Annotated in this window: 13 protein-coding genes; 7 read left to right on the top strand and 6 right to left on the bottom strand. The window is 71.6% G+C overall.

Annotated elements, in window-relative coordinates:
- Window positions 1–56: 56 nt before the first annotated feature.
- Together ACFO0C_RS22730 and ACFO0C_RS22725 are read right to left on the bottom strand one after the other, a co-directional pair.
- Window positions 57–2,321: an Hsp70 family protein gene (locus ACFO0C_RS22730; protein ID WP_378068683.1), complete on the bottom strand. Its 2,265-nt coding sequence runs from the start codon at window positions 2,319–2,321 to the stop codon at window positions 57–59.
- 42 nt (window positions 2,322–2,363) lie between these two features.
- Window positions 2,364–3,137: an enoyl-CoA hydratase/isomerase family protein gene (locus ACFO0C_RS22725; protein WP_378068682.1), complete on the bottom strand. Its 774-nt coding sequence runs from the start codon at window positions 3,135–3,137 to the stop codon at window positions 2,364–2,366.
- 81 nt (window positions 3,138–3,218) lie between these two features.
- On the opposite strand from ACFO0C_RS22725, the gene ACFO0C_RS22720 reads away from it, so the two are divergent.
- From ACFO0C_RS22720 to ACFO0C_RS22695, 6 genes are read left to right on the top strand one after another with little or no spacing between them, the layout of a single operon-like run.
- On the top strand, window positions 3,219–3,680 hold the full coding sequence (locus ACFO0C_RS22720; RefSeq protein WP_378068681.1) for a DUF6232 family protein: 462 nt from the start codon (window positions 3,219–3,221) through the stop codon (window positions 3,678–3,680).
- The gene (locus ACFO0C_RS22715) at window positions 3,677–4,030 is read left to right on the top strand and encodes a DoxX family protein (RefSeq protein WP_378068680.1); all 354 of its coding nucleotides are present in this window, start codon (window positions 3,677–3,679) and stop codon (window positions 4,028–4,030) included. The genes ACFO0C_RS22720 and ACFO0C_RS22715 overlap by 4 nt, the downstream gene beginning before the upstream one ends.
- A 51-nt stretch (window positions 4,031–4,081) precedes the next feature.
- Entirely contained in the window at window positions 4,082–4,624 is a 543-nt protein-coding gene (locus ACFO0C_RS22710) for a PAS domain-containing protein (RefSeq protein WP_378068679.1), read from the top strand.
- Window positions 4,621–5,541, top strand: a complete 921-nt coding sequence (locus ACFO0C_RS22705; protein WP_378068678.1) for a methyl-accepting chemotaxis protein — start codon at window positions 4,621–4,623, stop codon at window positions 5,539–5,541. Before ACFO0C_RS22710 ends, ACFO0C_RS22705 begins: the two co-directional genes overlap by 4 nt.
- 36 nt (window positions 5,542–5,577) lie before the next feature.
- On the top strand, window positions 5,578–6,120 hold the full coding sequence (locus tag ACFO0C_RS22700; protein WP_378068677.1) for a PAS domain-containing protein: 543 nt from the start codon (window positions 5,578–5,580) through the stop codon (window positions 6,118–6,120).
- Window positions 6,117–7,052, top strand: coding sequence for a methyl-accepting chemotaxis protein (locus ACFO0C_RS22695; protein WP_378068676.1), 936 nt, complete (start codon window positions 6,117–6,119; stop codon window positions 7,050–7,052). Before ACFO0C_RS22700 ends, ACFO0C_RS22695 begins: the two co-directional genes overlap by 4 nt.
- A 63-nt stretch (window positions 7,053–7,115) precedes the next feature.
- Here the strand turns inward: ACFO0C_RS22695 and ACFO0C_RS22690 are convergent, their stop codons facing one another.
- From ACFO0C_RS22690 to ACFO0C_RS22680, 3 genes are all read right to left on the bottom strand, one after another.
- The gene (locus ACFO0C_RS22690; RefSeq protein WP_378068675.1) at window positions 7,116–8,009 is read right to left on the bottom strand and encodes a ribokinase; all 894 of its coding nucleotides are present in this window, start codon (window positions 8,007–8,009) and stop codon (window positions 7,116–7,118) included.
- On the bottom strand, window positions 8,009–8,884 hold the full coding sequence (locus ACFO0C_RS22685) for an ABC transporter ATP-binding protein (RefSeq protein WP_378069123.1): 876 nt from the start codon (window positions 8,882–8,884) through the stop codon (window positions 8,009–8,011). Before ACFO0C_RS22685 ends, ACFO0C_RS22690 begins: the two co-directional genes overlap by 1 nt.
- Before the next feature lie 144 nt (window positions 8,885–9,028).
- Entirely contained in the window at window positions 9,029–10,207 is a 1,179-nt protein-coding gene (locus tag ACFO0C_RS22680) for an ROK family transcriptional regulator (RefSeq protein ID WP_378068674.1), read from the bottom strand.
- A gap of 172 nt (window positions 10,208–10,379) precedes the next feature.
- On the opposite strand from ACFO0C_RS22680, the gene ACFO0C_RS22675 reads away from it, so the two are divergent.
- Window positions 10,380–12,041, top strand: coding sequence for a glycoside hydrolase family 3 N-terminal domain-containing protein (locus ACFO0C_RS22675; RefSeq protein WP_378068673.1), 1,662 nt, complete (start codon window positions 10,380–10,382; stop codon window positions 12,039–12,041).
- 295 nt (window positions 12,042–12,336) lie between these two features.
- Here the strand turns inward: ACFO0C_RS22675 and ACFO0C_RS22670 are convergent, their stop codons facing one another.
- Window positions 12,337–17,211: an NAD-glutamate dehydrogenase gene (locus tag ACFO0C_RS22670; RefSeq protein WP_378068672.1), complete on the bottom strand. Its 4,875-nt coding sequence runs from the start codon at window positions 17,209–17,211 to the stop codon at window positions 12,337–12,339.
- Between the last annotated feature and the right edge of the window lie 142 nt (window positions 17,212–17,353).

Raw genomic sequence — 17,353 nt, 5'->3', positions numbered from 1 at the left:
GCAACCGCGCCCCTCAGGCAACCGCGCCCCTCAGGCGGCTGACGCCCGCCATGCGGTCATCGGAGCCCGATCAGCTCCGCGATCTCCCGGAAGACGTCCACCGCGTCCTGCTCGATCGTCGCGTCGTTGCCGTAACCGAAGGCGAGGATCAGCGCCGCGATCGGCACCGTGATCATCACCACCAGGCTGAGAAGTATCTGGAACGCGCGCCGCACCCGCCCCCGCTTGCGGGGCCGATGGACCAGAGCCGGTTCCGGCGTGTGCTGCTGCGGCACGGCGGCCATCGCCCGCGGCGGCGGCGAGACCGGCCGCGCCGAGCCCACCGCCGGCGAGACCGGCCGGGCATGGATAACCACAGGTTGCTGGGCACGCTGTGGGCGCGACGCTGGTCCGGACTTCCTCTGCGGCGGTACGGGCGTCCGGCTCTCCCGCTGCGGCGGTACCGGTGTCCGGCTCTCGCGCGGTGAGGGCACGGGTGTGCGGCTCTCGTACTCCGGCGGGCTGGTCGCGACGGTGGCGTCCGGGTCCGGGCGCCACGTCACCGAGGCGGCGTTCGGCCACGGGTCGACCGGCGGGCGCAGATGCGCCGGGGTGTCCGGGGGACGCTGCGGCCCGCCGGCACCGTTGCTCCGACCGGACCGGGACTGACCCGACCCCGGCTGACCCGGACGAGGCTCACCCGACCCCGGCTGACCCGGCCGGGACTGCGGCACGGCCTGGCGTTTCGGCAGGGCCTCGACGTCGGCCTCCGGCGCGGCCTGGGCCGGAACCGCCAGTACCGGCGCCTTCACCGTCTCGTCCCCCGACGGCTCGTCATCGGCCGCCTCGGACCCCTGCTCGGAGGGCACGGCCGGCACCGGCGTGGTAGCCGGGATCGGCTTGTCGACGAGTGCGGTAGGCCGATCCGCCTCGATCTCCGCTTTCGTCGCGACGACGGTCGGCCGGTCCGCCTCGACCGCCACCGGAGGGGCGGACTCCACCTTCGTGGCGGCCTCGACCCCCAGGGCGATCTCGGACTTGCTGGCGACGACCGTCGGGCGATCATCCACCAGCGGCTTGTTGGCGACGACCGTGGGCCGGTCACCCACCAGCGGCTTGCTGGCGACCACCGTCGGCCGATCGTCCGGCTGCGGTTTCGCGGTGACCGTCGTCGGGTCTCCGGACGGTTCCGTCCCGGCTCCGACCGGCAGCGACTTCGACGGCAGCCGCAGTTCCTCGGTGGGGCCGGGTGCCGCCGGTTCGGTGGTGAGCAGGGCCGCGCCGGCCAGGATGCTGCCCTCGGCGACGACCAGTTCGGGTTGTTCGATGACGACCGGCGGGTCGCCGAGCGCGCGGTGCAGCAGCGTCGCCACGAGCGGGATCCGGCTGGCCCCGCCGACCAGGAAGACACCGGCGAGCCGGCCCTCCGGCAGATCGGCCCAGCGCAGGAGATTTTGCGTGATCTGAACGGTCTGCTCCAGCACCGGCCGGGCGACCGTTTCCAGTTCTTCCCGGGTGAGGTGTGCCTCGATGTCGAGCAGCGGCACCACGAAGTCGGCGGACTGGGCGCGGGAGAGCCGCTCCTTGGCGATCCGCACGTCGTCCCAGAGCTGGCGGCGGGCGCGGCGTTCCTCGACGGTGGCCGGCTCCATCAGCCGGGACCAGTCGTCGGTGTGCAGGTGCTCGACGATCGCGGCGTCCACGTCGAGGCCGCCGAGATCGTCGCGGCCGTCGACGGCGAGGACCTCGAACCCGGACGACGTCCGGGCGACGACGCTGGTGTCGAAGGTGCCGGCCCCGAAGTCGTGCACCATGACGACCGAGCCGATCGGCACGTCCCGCCCGAGGACCTCGGCGAAGTAGGTGGCGGCGGCGACCGGCTCGGCGACCAGGCGCGCACCCTCCAGCCCGGCCCGGGCGGCGGCGTCGGCCAGCAGTGTCCGGCGGGTCGCGCCCCAGGTGGCGGGGCAGGTGAGGGTGACCTCCGGGCGGTACGGCCCGACGGCCCGGTGCCACTCCTCGGCGACCCGGGCCAGCACGGCCGCGATCAGCTCGACGGTCTCGAACTCGCGCTCACCGAGCAGCACCAGGCCGTCGTCGACGCGACGTTTCGGGTTGGGCTCGAACCTGGCCGGGTCGAGCCGGGCGCTGTGCACGGCGTCCCGGCCGACGAGCAGGTTGCCCTCGGAGTCGGCGAAGACGGCGGACGGCAGCAGCGGTGAACCGTCGACCAGGATCGGCCGGGCACGGCCGTCCGGCCATCGCGCCACGGCGACGGTGTTGGAGGTGCCGAAGTCGATGCCGAGGGCGTACCGCTTCGGACCACCCTGGTCGATGGACATGCCCGCAGTCTAGGCAATGACTGCCCGCATCCGGCTCATCCACTACCGTCCGGTGAACTTCGGGGTCCGCTTCTCGACGAACGCGGTAGTCCCTTCGATCCGATCGTCGGTGGCGAACAGGCCCGCGAACAGGTGCGACTCCAGGGACAGACCGGACGCCAGGTCGACGCCCAGACCGCCGTCGACGGCCTGTTTCGCCGCGCGGAGCGCCAGGGCGGGGCCGGTCGTGTACGGCCGGACCAGCTCGACGGCCGTCGCGTAGACCTCGGCGGCCGGCACGACCCGGTCGGCGAGCCCGATCCGCAGGGCTTCGTCACTGTCGACCATCCGACCCGAGAAGATCAGATCCTTGGCCTTGGCCGGGCCGATCAGCCGCGCCAGCCGCTGGGTGCCGCCGGCGCCCGGGATGAGGCCCAGCTTGATCTCCGGCTGGCCGAGTTTCGCGTCGTCGGCGATCACCCGCCAGTCGCAGGCGAGGGCCAGCTCGCAGCCCCCGCCGAGGGCGAAACCGGTGATGGCGGCGACGACTGGTTTCGGGATCCGCGCGACCGCGTCGAAGGCACCGGAGAGCGCGTGCACCCGGGTCACCATCTCCTGGTACGTCACGCCGGTGAACTCGGTGATGTCGGCGCCCGCGGCGAAGTGCCGCCCGGCACCGTGCACGACCACGGCCCGCACCGACGCGTCCGCCCCGGCGGCGTGCGCGGCGGCCCGCAACTCCTCCTGGACCTGGGTGTTCAGCGCGTTCACCGGTGGCCGTTCGAGCCGGATCGTGCCGATGCCGTCCGCCACTTCGAGCCGCACGAACTCGCCCACCCGGACCTCCCTGTCATCGAGTCGATTGCCGCCAGCCTACGACGGGTAGGCATTACATTGGGTCCCCTGGGGAGGAAGAAGATGACCACGTACTACCGGGATCCGGAAGTGCTGATCACATCGTCCGGCGTCTGGATGAACGGCCGCGAGTTCCGGCTACCCGAGCTCATTCAAGTCTGGTACACGAAGGGCGCCCGTTCCTGGGGCGTCATCGCCTGGCGGGGCGCACTCGGGCTCGCCGTGCTGCTGCCGCTGCTGGTGGGCGCACTGGCGGTGCTGGTGGCCCTGCTGATGGATCTGGAGCTCTGGACCACCGTGGCCATGGTGGTCGGCGGGCTCCTGGTCGGCCTGGCCGTGGTGCCGGTCGCCGACCTGATGCTGGAGGGCGTCGACCGGTCCTACGACCGGGGCACCCGCACCCTGGAGATCTGGGGGCGGGTCCGCGGTGGCGACGTCCTGCTGATGCGCACGGACAACGCGCAGCGGTTCGGCCGCATCTACCGGGCGCTCCAACGGGCGCTGGAGCCGGCGGTGCGCCGGTGAGGCGCGATGCCGCCGGGTTGGCCGGGTTGCTGGCGACCACCGGCGTCCTGCATTTCGTGGCGCCGAAACCGTTCGACGGCATCGTGCCGCGGTCCCTGCCCGGCTCGCCGCGCACGTGGACATACCTGAGCGGGGCCGCGGAGCTGGCGGTGGCGGGCGCCGTCGCCCATCCGCGGACCCGCCGGGCCGGTGCGCTGGCCGCGGCGGCACTGTTCGTCGCGGTGTTCCCGGCCAACGTCAGGATGGCGGCGGACTGGCGGCACGCCTCACCGGCGAAGCGGGCCGTGGCGTTCGGCCGGTTGCCCCTGCAGGCTCCGTTGATCGCCTGGGCGCTGCGGGTGGCCCGCTGATTCGGGCGTTTGCCACCGTAATGTGGCCTGATTGGCGACGATCAGGACATCATGCGAACCACCGAGGTACGGCCCACCGGCATCGAACGCACGTTCGGCGAGAACGAGCTGATCGTCTCCAAGACCGATCCGCGCGGGGTCATCACGTACGCCAATGATGTCTTTCTCCGTGTCTCGGCCCTGCCGGAGGAGCAGGCGATCGGCAGCCCGCACAACGTGATCCGGCACCCGGACATGCCGCGGGCCGTGTTCAAGCTCCTGTGGGACGTCCTGGAGGACCGGCGGGAGATCTTCGCCTACGTGCTGAACCTGGCCGCCGACGGTGCCCACTACTGGGTGTTCGCGCACGTCACGCCCTCGTTCGACAGGTCCGGGCGGCTGCTCGGTTACCACTCCAACCGGCGTCGGCCGTCGCCGGCGGCGATCACCACGATCCGTGACGTCTACGGCCGGCTCCTGGCCGAGGAGCGACGGCAGACCCGGACACCGGACGCGGTCGCCGCCGGTATGGCGGCCCTGCGGGGGATGCTCACCGAGCGCGGCGTCACCTACGACGAGCTGGTCTGGGAGATCACTGACGGCGGCCGGCGATGAGGGCGAAGCCGGAGACCGTCGACGCGGCGGCTCTCGATCAGGCGGTCCGGCTGGTCACCGAGGTCTGCGAACGGGCCTGCAACGGTGACCTGGAGGCCCGGGTGCCGATGATCGGCGGCTCCGAGCGGGCGGCCCGGATCCGGACGGCGATCAACGGGCTGCTCGATCATGTGGACGCGTTCGTCCGGGAGGCGGGCGCCGCGTCGGCCGCCGCCTCCGAGGGCCACTTCCACCGGCGGTTCCTGACGCAGGGGCTGGACGGGGCGTACCGTGCGGCGGCCGAGAAGATCACCCACTCCAACCAGGTGATGAGCCGGACGGCGGCCCAGTTCGCCGAGGCGGCCCGGCAGCGGCAGGCTCTCGCCGACGAGTTGGAGTCGGCGGTGCTGACCGTCTCCGAGCAGGTGGCCACGGCCGCGACCGAGATGGGCCGGTCGGCGAACGGGCTGGCCGACTTCGCCCGGGTCGCGGTCAACGACGCCGAGCGCGGCCTGGGCACGGTGTCGTCGCTGCGCACTTCGTCGGACGAGATCCGGCACGCCGTCGATCTGATCAACCAGGTGGCGGCACAGACCCGGTTGCTCGCGCTGAACGCCACGATCGAGGCGGCCCGGGCCGGGTCGGCGGGGCGGGGGTTCGGCGTGGTCGCCAACGAGGTGAAGAACCTCGCCAACGAGACCAGCTCCTCCAGCGAGCAGATCATGAACCAGGTCAACACGGTGCAGCAGTCGGCGGCCGACGCGATCGCCGTACTGGAGGCGGTGACCAACCGGATCCGGGAGATGAGCGAACTGGTGGAGGGCATCGCGCAGGCCGTCGACGGCGGCCAGCACACCGACAACGCGGGGTTGTCGCAGCTCGCCGAGGTGTTGCGAGCAGAGGTCTCCCGGTTCGTCACCACGATTCGCGAATCCTGATTTTCAGGCTTTAAACCCTGCAAAATCAAATTCATCATGAAAACAACTCGGGTACGGCCGACCGGTCGCGAACGCACGTTCAGCGACGGCGAGCTGATCGTCACGAAGACCGATACTCGTGGGTCCATCACCTACGCCAACGACGTCTTTCTGCGCATCTCCGCCCTCGACGAGGACGACGCGCTCGGGCAGCCGCACAATCTGATCCGGCATCCGGACATGCCCCGGGCCGTCTTCAAGCTCCTCTGGGACACCCTCAAGGAGAAGCGGGAGATCTTCGCCTACGTGGTGAACCTCGCCGCCGACGGCGCCCACTACTGGGTGTTCGCGCACGTCACGCCCTCGTTCGACGCCGCCGGCCGGGTGGTCGGCTACCACTCCAACCGACGGGTCCCGTCCCGCGAGGCGGTCGCCGCGGCCGACGACCTGTACCGGGTGCTGCGCGCCGCCGAGGGCCGCCACGACCGGGCCCCCGACGCGGTCGCCGCCGGTCACGCCACGCTCCAGCGGATCCTGGCCGAACGCGACCGCACCTACGACGAACTGGTCTGGGACCTGTCCGCGGGAGCGACCCGATGACGAACGCCCTCACCCGCCGCCCCGTCCCGGAACGCGCCGCCCCGGACGGTGACGAGGAGTCGCTGTACGCGATCGCGGACGTCTGCCGCCGGGCCGCGTCCGGGGACTTCGAGGCACGCGTGCCCCGGCTCGGCGACTCGGACGCCGAGGTCGAGGCCCGCCTGGCGATCAACGAACTGCTGGATCGGACCGACGCGTTCGTCCGGGAGGCGGGTGCGGCGTCCGCGGCCGGTGCGGCCGGGCACTTCTACCGGCGGTTCCTGGCCGGTGGCATGGGCGGGGCGTATCGGCGGGCGGCCGAGGAGATCGGCCGCTCCGGTGACGCGATGAGCCGCAACGCCGAGCAGATCGCCGCGGCCGCCGAGTCACGGACGGCCTTCGCCGACGAGCTGGAGTCGGCGGTGCTGGCCCTCTCCGAACGGATCGCCGCCGCGGCCGGGGAGATGGGCCGCTCCGCGAACGGTCTGGCCGGGTTCGCCCGGGCCGCGGTCACCGACGCCGAACGCGGTCTCGGCACCGTCAACGACCTGCGCCGCGCCTCCGGCCAGATCCGCAACGCCGTCGACCTGATCAACCGGGTGGCGATGCAGACCCAGCTGCTCTCCCTGAACGCGTCGATCGAGGCGGCCCGGGCCGGTGCGGCAGGGCGGGGGTTCAGCGTGGTCGCCAACGAGGTCAAGACGCTGGCGAACGAGACCGGCGAGTCCAGCGGCGAGATCATCGACCAGGTCGACGCGGTCCAGCTCGCCTCCGAGGACGCCGTCCGGGTGCTGCGTGCCGTGACCGACCGCATCCGCGAGATGAGCGGCCTGATCGACGGCATCGCCGCGGCCGTGGACGGTGACACCGCCCAGGAGACGACCGGCCTCTCCGAACTGGCCGCCGTCCTCCGCACCGAGGTCCAGCGCTTCCTCACCGCCGCCCGGACCTGACACGCCACCCCACCACCGTGGTGGGCGACGGCCGCGCGGGCGGGTCAGGGCTCGGTGTAGTGGTCAGGGCTGGGTGTAGAGGGTCTCGATGTCCTCGCGGGACGGGAGGGCGTTGCTCGCACCGACCCGGCGGACGCACGCGCCTCCGGCGGCGTTGGCCCAGCGGACGGCATCGACCAGGTCACGGCCCTCGCCCCACGCCACGGCCAGGGCGCCGGTGAAGGCGTCACCGGCCGCCGTGGTGTCGGCGACCTCCACCCGGAACGCCGGCACGTGCACGTCGGTGCCGTCCCGGTCGGCGTAGCGGGACCCGTTGCCACTGAGCGTCAGCACCACCCGGGGCACCAGGTCGAGCAGCGCCTTCACATCGGGATCGTCACCGCCGGTGATCGCGCGGGCCTCGGTCTCGTTGACGACCAGCAGGTCCACCTCGTCGAGCAGGCCGGACGGCAGGACGCGGGCGGGTGCCGCGTTCAGAATCGTCCTGGTCCCGGCGGCACGGCCGGCCCGGAGCGCGGCCAGCACCGTGGCCATCGGGATCTCCTGCTGGCAGAGCAGCACGTCGGCGGCGGCGATCGCGGCCGACTCCTCGTCGGTGAGACCGACGAACGTCCGGTTCGCTCCCGGGCTGACCAGGATCGAGTTCTCCCCGGCCCGGTCCACCATGATGACCGCCACCCCGGACGAGCCGTAACTGGTCCGTACCAGATCGACGCCCACGCCGGCCGCCGCCAGCCGTGCGTTGAGGGTGACGCCGAAGGCATCGGAGCCGATGGCTCCCAGGAAGACCGTCTCGCCGCCGGCGAGCGCCGCGGCGATGGCCTGGTTGGAGCCCTTGCCGCCGGGCGTCATCACGAAGTCGTCGCCGAGCACGGTCTCGCCCGGCCGGGGCAGGCTCGGCGCCAGCCCGACCAGATCCATGTTCGCGCTGCCCGCGACGACGACCCGGGTGGCCATCAGCCGGCCCGTGCGGTGAACCGGTCGCCGAACCGGTCGACGATCAGCGGCAGCCCGAAGGTCTTCGTCAGGTTCTCCGCGGTCATCACCTCGCCGAGCAGGCCGCCGGCGACCACGGTGCCCTCACGCAACAGCAGGCCGTGGGTGAAGCCGGGCGGAATCTCCTCGACATGGTGGGTGACCAGCACCATGGCCGGCGCGTCCGGGTCGAGGGCCAGCTCGGTGAGGTGGCCGATCAGGGTCTCCCGGCCGCCCAGGTCGAGGCCGGCGGTCGGCTCGTCGAGCAGCATCAGCTCGGGATCGGTCATCAGCGCCCGGGCGATCTGGGTGCGCTTGCGCTCGCCCTCCGACAGGGTGCCGAACTCGCGGTCGGCGAACGCGGCGATGCCGAGCTGGTCGAGCAGCTCACGGGCCCGCGCCTCGTCCTGCGGGTCGTAGGACTCCCGCCAGCGGCCGACGACCGACCAGGCGGCGGTCACCACGACGTCGAGCACCCGCTCGGACGCCGGCACCTGATCGGCGAACCGGCCGGTGGTGATGCCGACCCGGGTCCGCAACTCCGTCACGTCGGTCCGGCCCAGCTTCTCACCCAGCACATACGCGTCGCCGCGGGTCGGGTGCATCCGGGCGGACGCCAGGTTGAGCAGGGTGGTCTTGCCCGCGCCGTTGGGACCGAGCACCACCCACCGCTCGTCCAGCTCGACCTGCCAGGACAGGTCGCGGATCAGGTAATTGCCACCACGCACCACGTTGACGCGGTCGAAGGCGATGACGGTGTCCTCGTCGGGCGGAATCGATACGGCAGCCTCGCGCACGCGTCCATCCAACCACGTCCGCCCCCGGCGGCCGGACGGCGTGCCGGTGACCCACCCCAGCGGGCAGATCCAGCCGGCCGTCACCGCTGTCCCGCCCCGAACCGTCGGAGCCGTCGGAGCCGGCGGAGCCGGCACCCAGCGCTGTGACGACCACACCGAAACAGCACCGAGGGCTGGCCGGACATGTCGGGCCGGGTGGGCGCCTCAGTCGGTGGTCGAGCCGAAGACCTCGTCGCGGACGGCGTCCAGGGCCGTCCGGAGGGCGCCGTGCAGGACCGGCTCGGAGGCGACACCGGTCACCACCACCTTGGGCGAGACCAGGGTGATCGCGGCGACCTCGCGCTCGACCCGGTCGGACAGGGCGGGACCGCCGGCCCGGCTGACCTCGCCGGCCAGCACGACCAGCGGCGGGTCGAGTACGGCGCAGGTGGCGGCCACGCCGAGGGCGAGCCGGCGGGCCAGCTCGTCGAGGACGGGCTCACCGGCGGGACCGGCGGCGACGGCGGCCCGGACCACGTCGGCGGCCTCGGCGCCCCGGAACCCGAACTGCTTGCCGATCGCCTTGACCGCGTCGGCGCCGGCGATCGCCTGGAAGGCGCCCTTCACGCCGCGGCGGGAGGCGTTGTGCGGCACCTCGGCGCCACCGACCGGCAGGTAGCCGATCTCACCGGCGGCACCGGTGGCGCCCTGGTGCAGGCGGCCGTTGATGACCGTGGCCAGACCGACGCCCCGGCCGATCCAGACCAGTGCGAAATCGGTCACGCCGGTGGCCGCGCCGGTGCTGGACTCGGCGACCGCGGCGAGGTTGACGTCGTTGCCGAAGAAGACCGGGATGTTCAGGTCGCGGCGCAGGTCGGCGAGCAGGCCACGGTGCCAGCGGGGCAGGTCGTGGGCGAACGAGATCTCCCCGGACTGCGGGTCGACCAGACCGGGGGTGCCGAGGACGACCCGGCGCACCGAGGACATGTCGGCGCCGGCCTCGCCCGCGGCCTGGACGACGGCGTTGTGCACGACACCGACCGGGTCGTCGGTGTCCTTGGTGCTCTGCTCGACGCGGCTGATCACGGTGCCGGTGATGTCGGCGCAGGCGGCGACGACACCGTCCGGCCCGACCTCGGCGCCGATGACGTGCGCGCTGCCCGGGGTGACCGCGTAGAGCTGCGCGTTCGGCCCGCGGCCACCGGCCTGCTCACCGACGCGGCGGACGAGCCCGCGCTCCTCCAGGCGTTCCACCAGCTGGGATGCGGTGACCTTGCTGAGGCCGGTCATCTCGCCGAGCTGCGCCCGGGTGAGCGGGCCGCGGGTGAGCAGCAGGTCCAGCGCGGCGCGGTCGTTGAGAGCGCGCAGCAACCGGGGCGTGCCCGGAAGGCGAGTGGCGGCCATAACGTAGTCCCCTAATACTAAGGATTCTTTCCTGTTACAGTGTCGACGCACGACACGCAGCCGCAGCGTAACGGTAGGCAATGTCGCCGGGCCGGAAGGTGGCTATCGACTCCGAGCGATCATGGCAGCTCCCGGCTACTCACGGCCAGAGTTGCGTCGACGGAAGGACACCATGGCGATCGACCCCGGCCTCCGCCGGCTGGCCCTGCGGACGCTTCTCGCGGCTTTTCCCGGCCCCACCGCGCCGGCCTGGGCCGCAGACCTGCTGCTCGACGGGCTGGCCGGGCACACCCTGTTCGGGGGCAACGTGGTCGATCCCGGTCAGGTCGCCGATCTGACCGCACAGTTGCGGTCGGCCCGCGCGGACGTTCTGATCGCGATCGACGAGGAGGGTGGCGACGTCACCCGGCTCGGGCACCGGACCGGGAGCGCGTACCCCGGGAACGCCGCCCTCGGTGCCGCCGGCAACCTCGACCTGACCCGCCTGGTGTACGCCGCGATCGGCACCGACCTGGCCGCCGCCGGGATCAACCTCGATCTGGCACCGACCGTCGACGTCAACACCGCCGACGACAACCCGATCATCGGGACCCGGTCGTTCGGGGCGGATCCGGCACTGGTCGCCCGGCACACCGCGGCCGCCGTCACCGGACTCCAGTCCAGCGGCGTCGCGGCCTGCGCCAAGCACTTCCCGGGTCACGGCGCCACGGTCACCGACTCGCATCTGGAACTGCCGACCGTCGACGTGCCGCTGTCGGTGCTGCGCACCCGGGATCTGCCGCCGTTCGCCGCCGCCGTCGAGGCCGGGGTCCAGGCCGTGATGAGTGCCCACATCCGGGTGCCGCAGCTGACCGGGGACGGGCCGGCCACCTTCAGCCGGTCGGCGCTGAACGGGCTGCTGCGCGACGAGCTCGGGTTCCGCGGCGCGATCGTCACCGACGCCCTGGAGATGCGGGGCGCCGCGGGGTCGGCCGGCAGCATCCCGCGGGCCGCGGTCGCCGCCCTGGCCGCCGGCGCGGACCTGCTCTGCATCGGCGCGGTCGTCGACCTGGACCTCGTCGAAGCGATTGCGACCGAGATAGCGGCCGCCACCGGCGACGGCCGCCTCGCCCTGTCCCGCCTGGAGGACGCGGCCACCCGCACCGCCGCCCTGGCCGACTGGAGCAGGCCGAAAACGGCCCCACCAGCCGGCACCCACCCGCCCACCTCCGCCGCGCCCGGCACCCAGGCCTCCGCCGCAGCCGACTCCCGCCCCTTCATCTCCGCCGCAGCCGACTCCCGCCCCTCCACCTCCGCCGCAGCCGACTCCCGCCCCTCCACCTCCGCCGCAGCCGACTCCCGCCTCTCCACCTCCGCCGCAGCCGACCAGGAGCCGGGCCCGACGACCGGCCACCGGCCCGATTTCGAGCTCGGTGTCGAGGCCGCCCGCCAGGGGATGCGGTTCGAAGGGTCGGACGACCGCCTGCGGAACCCGATGGTGGTGCGTTTCGTGGCCGGTTACTCGATCGCCGAGGGCAAGGTGCCGTGGGGCCTCGCCCCGCACCTGGCGACCGAGGAGCTCGAGGTCGTCGCCGCCGACACCACCGTCGAGTCGATCACGGAGCGTGCCGGTGATCGCCCGATCGTGTTCGTCGGCCGCCGCCTGCACAACTCCCCGGCGGCCCGGACCCTGATCGAGAAGCTGGCCGCGGACCGCCCGGTCGGTGTGGTCGAGATGGGCTGGCCGTCGGAGTGGCGGCCGGCCGGCGTGGACGCCTTCGTGATCACGCACGGCGCCAGCCTCGCCAACAGCCGTGCGGCCGCCGAGGCACTCGGCCTGGCCAGCAGGCCCTGAAAGCCGCTCGGGGTTGACGATCGACATTACGGTGCGTCACTAGCCACGCGCCGGAAGTCACCGATGTCCGCCTATGGGCGAAACTTCTGGGCGAACCGGACTAACCGAACGGACAATCTGCCTACGCTCCGCTTCCCCACCTGCTATCACCTCACCTAGCGTGATGGCCAGAAGGTGGGTCTGGGGAACGTCGCGGAACTCGGCTCGGGACCAGTGCGAACCGCGACGCAGACGGTGGGCCGGACATTCGGCAGGGCTTCGGGAGCTGCCCGCGGAACGTCCGGCCCACCAAAAATCAGGCCGCCGACGAGGTCTTGACCAGCGTGCGGATCTGACGCAGCAGCACCGACAGTGCCGCCAGGTCGGCCGGGGTGTCCTCCACGTTGCCCATCGCGTTCGACGCGCGAGCGATCGAGGCCGCGTTCACCTGCTCCCACTCCGACACCCGATCCTCCGGGGACGCCGTCGACGGGGTCGACTGGAGCACCTCGGCGGTCAGGGCGGCCAGCGCCGCGTACAGGTCGTAGCGCAGCGCCATCCGAGCCAGGGTCTGCCAGCGGTCACCGCGCGGCAGCCGGGAGATGTGCGACAGCAGCGCGTCCACCCCGAACCGTTCGGAGAGCACGAAGTAGACCTGCGCCACCTCGTCCGGCCCACGGTCGATCGAGGACGCCGCCTCCAGGATGTCCAGCAGGCCGAAGCCGTAGAACACCCGGGCCACCGCGGCGGCCAGGTGCTCCGGCACGCCCTTGCCGGCCAGCTCCTCGGCCCGGTTCTCCAGCGAGCGGCGCTCCCGGCCGACGAGCACCTCCGGCAGGCGCGGCAGGAGGTCGGCGATGCCCGGTCCGAGTTTCGTGATCTCGCCGGCCACGTCGATCGGCGAACGACGGGTGCTGACCAGCCAGCGCACCGCCCGGTCGAGCAGCCGCCGGGTCTCCAGGAACACCAGCGTCTGCGCCGGGGTCGGCACCTCGTTGTCGAGCGCCTCGCCGGCCGCCCAGATCTCCGGCAGCCGGTAGACGTCCCGGATCACCACGTAGGCCCGGATCACGTCGGCCGCGGACGCGCCGCTCTCCTCCATGGCCCGGTAGACGAACGACGTACCCCCGCGGTTGACCACCTCGTTGACCAGCGACGTCGAGATGATCTCGCGCCTCAGCCGGTGTCCGGCCATCCGGCCGGCGAAGCGCTCGCGCAGCGGCGTCGGGAAGTACTCGGAGAGGACCTCGCTGGTCCAGGCCTCGTCGACGAGTTCGTCGGCGAGCACCTCCCGCTCCAGACTGATCTTGACGTACGCCAGGAGCACGGCGAACTCCGGAGCGCTGAGCCCTTCGCCGTTCTCGTAGCGGACGGCGAGCTCCTTGTCCGTCGGCAGGGCTTCCAGCTCCCGGTTCAGCTCGCCGCGCTGCTCCAGCGAGATCAGCATGCGCCGGTGCACCGGAAGCAGCGAGTGTGCCTGCGAACGGGCGTTGCCGAGCGCCATCGCCTGCTCGTAGTTGTCCCGCAGGACCATCTCGCCGACCTCGTCGGTCATCGCCGCGAGCATCTCGTCGCGCTCCGGGATGGTCATCTCACCGTCGACGACCGCGCCGCCGAGCAGGATCTTGATGTTGACCTCGTGGTCGGAGCAGTCCACACCGGCCGAGTTGTCGATGAAGTCGGTGAACACCCGGCCACCGGCCCGGGCGAACTCGATCCGCCCGCGCTGGGTGAGACCGAGGTTGCCGCCCTCGCCGACCACCTTGACCCGCAGGTCGCCGCCGTTGACCCGGATCGCGTCGTTGCCCTTGTCGCCGACCTCGGCGTGCGACTCCGACGCCGCCTTCACGTAGGTGCCGATGCCGCCGTTGAAGAACAGGTCGACCGGCGCCAGCAGGATCGCCCGCATCAGGTCGCCGGGGCTGATGACCGTGGCCTCGCCCAGCTGGAGCACCTCGCGGACCTGCGGGCTGACCGGGATCGACTTCGCCGACCGCGGGTAGACGCCGCCACCCTCGCTGATGAGGGACTTGTCGTAGTCGGCCCAGGAGGAGCGGGGCAGGTCGAACAGGCGCTTGCGTTCCGCGTACGAGATCGACGAATGGGGGTCGGGGTCGAGGAAGACGTGGCGGTGGTCGAAGGCCGCGACCAGCCGGATGTGCTGCGACAGCAGCATGCCGTTGCCGAAGACATCGCCGGACATGTCGCCGACGCCGACCACCGTGAAATCCTCGGTCTGGGTGTCGACGCCCAGGTCGCGGAAGTGTTTCTTGACCGACTCCCACGCGCCGCGGGCGGTGATGCCCATCTTCTTGTGGTCGTAACCGGCCGAACCGCCGGAGGCGAACGCGTCGCCCATCCAGAAGTCCTTGCCGACCGAGATCTCGTTGGCGATGTCACTGAACGTGGCGGTGCCCTTGTCCGCCGCCACCACCAGGTAGGGGTCGTCGCCGTCGTGCCGGACCACGTCCTTCGGCGGCACGATCTTGCCACCCAGGATGTTGTCGGTGACGTCGAGCAGCGCGGTGATGAAGCGCTTGTAGCACTCCACCGCCTCGTCCCGGTCGCCCGGTTTCTGCTTGAGGACGAAACCGCCCTTGGCGCCCACCGGAACGATCACCGAGTTCTTCACCATCTGTGCCTTGACCAGGCCCAGCACCTCGGTACGGAAATCCTCGCGCCGGTCCGACCAGCGCAGGCCGCCGCGCGCGACCGCGCCGAAGCGCAGGTGCACGCCCTCGAAGCGGGGCGAGTACACGAAGATCTCGAATTTCGGCCGTGGCTGCGGCAGGTCCGGGATGGCCTGCGGGTCCAGTTTGAAGGCCACGTAGGACTTCGGCCGGCCCTCCGGACCACGCTGGAAGAAGCTGGTCCGCAGCGTCGCCTCGATCAGCGTCAGGTAGGAACGCAGGATCCGGTCCTGGTCGAGGCTCTCCACCTGGTCGAGCAGCTCGGTGATCCGGTCACGGACCTCCCCGGCCTGCCGGGCCCGCTCGTTCTCCCCGACCACCAGGGCCGGCGAGAAACGCACCTCGAAGAGCTTCACGAGCAGACCGGCGATCTCCGGGTACGCCGTGAAGGTCGACTCCAGGTAACGCTCGGAGAAGACGTTGCCGGTCTGGCGAAGGTACTTGGCGTAGGCCCGCAGGACGACCACCTGCCGCCACGTCAGGCCGGCCAGCAGCACCAGCTCGTTGAAGCCGTCCACCTCGGCCTCGCCCCGCCAGGCGGCCGCGAACGCATTCTCCACCTGCGGGCGGACCTCGGCCAGCTCGCGGTGACCGGCCGGGGGCAGCAGGCCGAAGTCGTAGAGGTAGATGACACCGTCGGGGCGGCGGATCTCGTACGGCCGCTCGTCGGTGACCCGGACACCCAGCGAGTGCAGCACCGGCAGCACCGCGGACAGCATCATCGGCTCGCCGTAGCGGTACACCTTGAAGCGGACGTCACGCTCGTCCGGCTCGGGGGTGCCGTCGGGGCCGAGACGACGCCGCCGGAACAGGTGCATGGACAGCTGGCCGGGCTCCTCCAGGAGCTCCAGCTTCGCCAGGTCCTGCATCCCCTCGTACGGCGTATGGGTGTTCTTGTAACTCTCCGGGTAGGCCGAGGAGTAGCTCAGGAACAGCCGCCGGGCCTGCTCGTCGCCGAGTTTGCGCTCCAGCACCAGGGAGAAGTCGTCGTCCCACATCCGGGTCGCGTCGGCCAGCAGCTCGGCCAGGTCGTTCGGCTCCAGATGACCGGGCGGGGCGGCCGGGTCGGTCCGCACGATGAAGTGGACCCGCGCCAGCATCCGCTCGGTGACCCGGGTGGTGTAGTCGACGCCCACCCCGTTCAGCTCGCGGAGCAGGATCTCCTGCATGCGCAGCCGGTTGCCGGTGGTGAACCGGTCCCGCGGCAGGTAGATCAGGCACGAGATGAACCGGCCGTAGCCGTCGCGCCGCAGGAACAGGCGCAGCTGCCGGCGCCCGGCCATCCGCAGCACGCCGATGACCGCCTCGTACAGATCATCGGTCTTGATCTGGAAGAGCTCGTCGCGGGGATAGGTCTCCAGGATCTGCAGCAGGTCCTTGCCGGAGTGGCCACGGGGCGACAGACCGGAGCGGTCCATCACCTCCTGCACCTTGCGCTTGACCACCGGCAGCTGGCGCACGCTGGTCCGATAGGCCGAACTGGAGAACAGGCCGAGGAAGCGGCGCTCGCCGACCACCTCGCCGGCGTCGTTGAACAGCTTGACGCCGATGTAGTCGAGGTAGGCGGAACGGTGCACGGTGGCCCGCGAGTTCGCCTTGGTGATCACGAGGAGCCGTTTCTCCATGGCCCGCTCGTAGATCTCCTCGGCCATCTCGGCGGCCAGCCGGCGCGGCTTGCTGGCGCCGCGCAGTATGCCCAGCCCGGTACCCGGGACCGCGGTCAGGACGCCGTCGTCCAGCCGGTACTCCCGATAGCCGAGGAAGGTGAAGTGGTCGTTGGCGAGCCACTTGAGCAGCTCGATCGAGTCGGTGACGTCCTTGTCGGGCACCGGCAGGCCCCGCTCCGAGCCGCGGGCGGCGGCCAGCTCGTCGGAGATGACGAGGGCCCGCTGGCGCATCCGCGGCCAGTCCTCGACGGCGTCGCGCACGTCGGTGAGCACCCGCCGCACCTCGTTGAGGAGCTGCTCGCGGGCCTCCGGCCGGCGCACCGGGTCGATCTCGATCCGGATCCAGCTCTCCACCAGGTCGCCCTCGATGGCGTCGTCGGCCTCGACGTCCGCCTCGAGCTGGGCGAGCGCGCCGAGCGGCTCGCGGCGCACCACGATCAGCGGGTGCACCATCAGGTAGACCTGCAGGTTGTGGGCGGACAACAGGGCGATCACCGAGTCGACCAGGAACGGCATGTCGTCGGTGACGATCCGCAGGACGCTGTGCGCCTGCGGGCCACTGGGCTCGGTGATGGCGAGTTTCAGCTCACCGGGCAGGCGGTTGCGGGCCAGCTCGCGGTGCTCGACCGCGGCCTCGTACATCTCGTCGGGCGTGAATCCGATCAGTTCCTCATCGGGCGCGAACCGCCAGAAGCGGCCCACGAGCGATGCGGTGTTGTGGTCCTCGCCCGCTCGCTCGACCGCCTGGGCCACCAGCCGTTCGGCGTTGGGCACCTCGTCACTCAACAACGCGGTCTGATCAGAATCGGTCGCTGCCTCGTCGGCGACAGCCATGGTCCGGCGCTCCCCTCACCCACGGCACTGTGGGCTCGAACATGTCGAGGACAGCCTAGAGCCAGTCCCCCGTACCCCTCACACCCCCGGTGTGCCCGATACGCGGGACAGCCGAACGGGCATTGATTTATTACGGTTCGTT

It is taken from the genome of Actinoplanes subglobosus, assembly GCF_042650585.1.
Lineage (GTDB): Bacteria > Actinomycetota > Actinomycetes > Mycobacteriales > Micromonosporaceae > Actinoplanes > Actinoplanes subglobosus.
The sequence above is the reverse complement of the archived record's forward strand: the minus strand, read 5'-3'. Positions and strand labels throughout refer to the sequence as shown.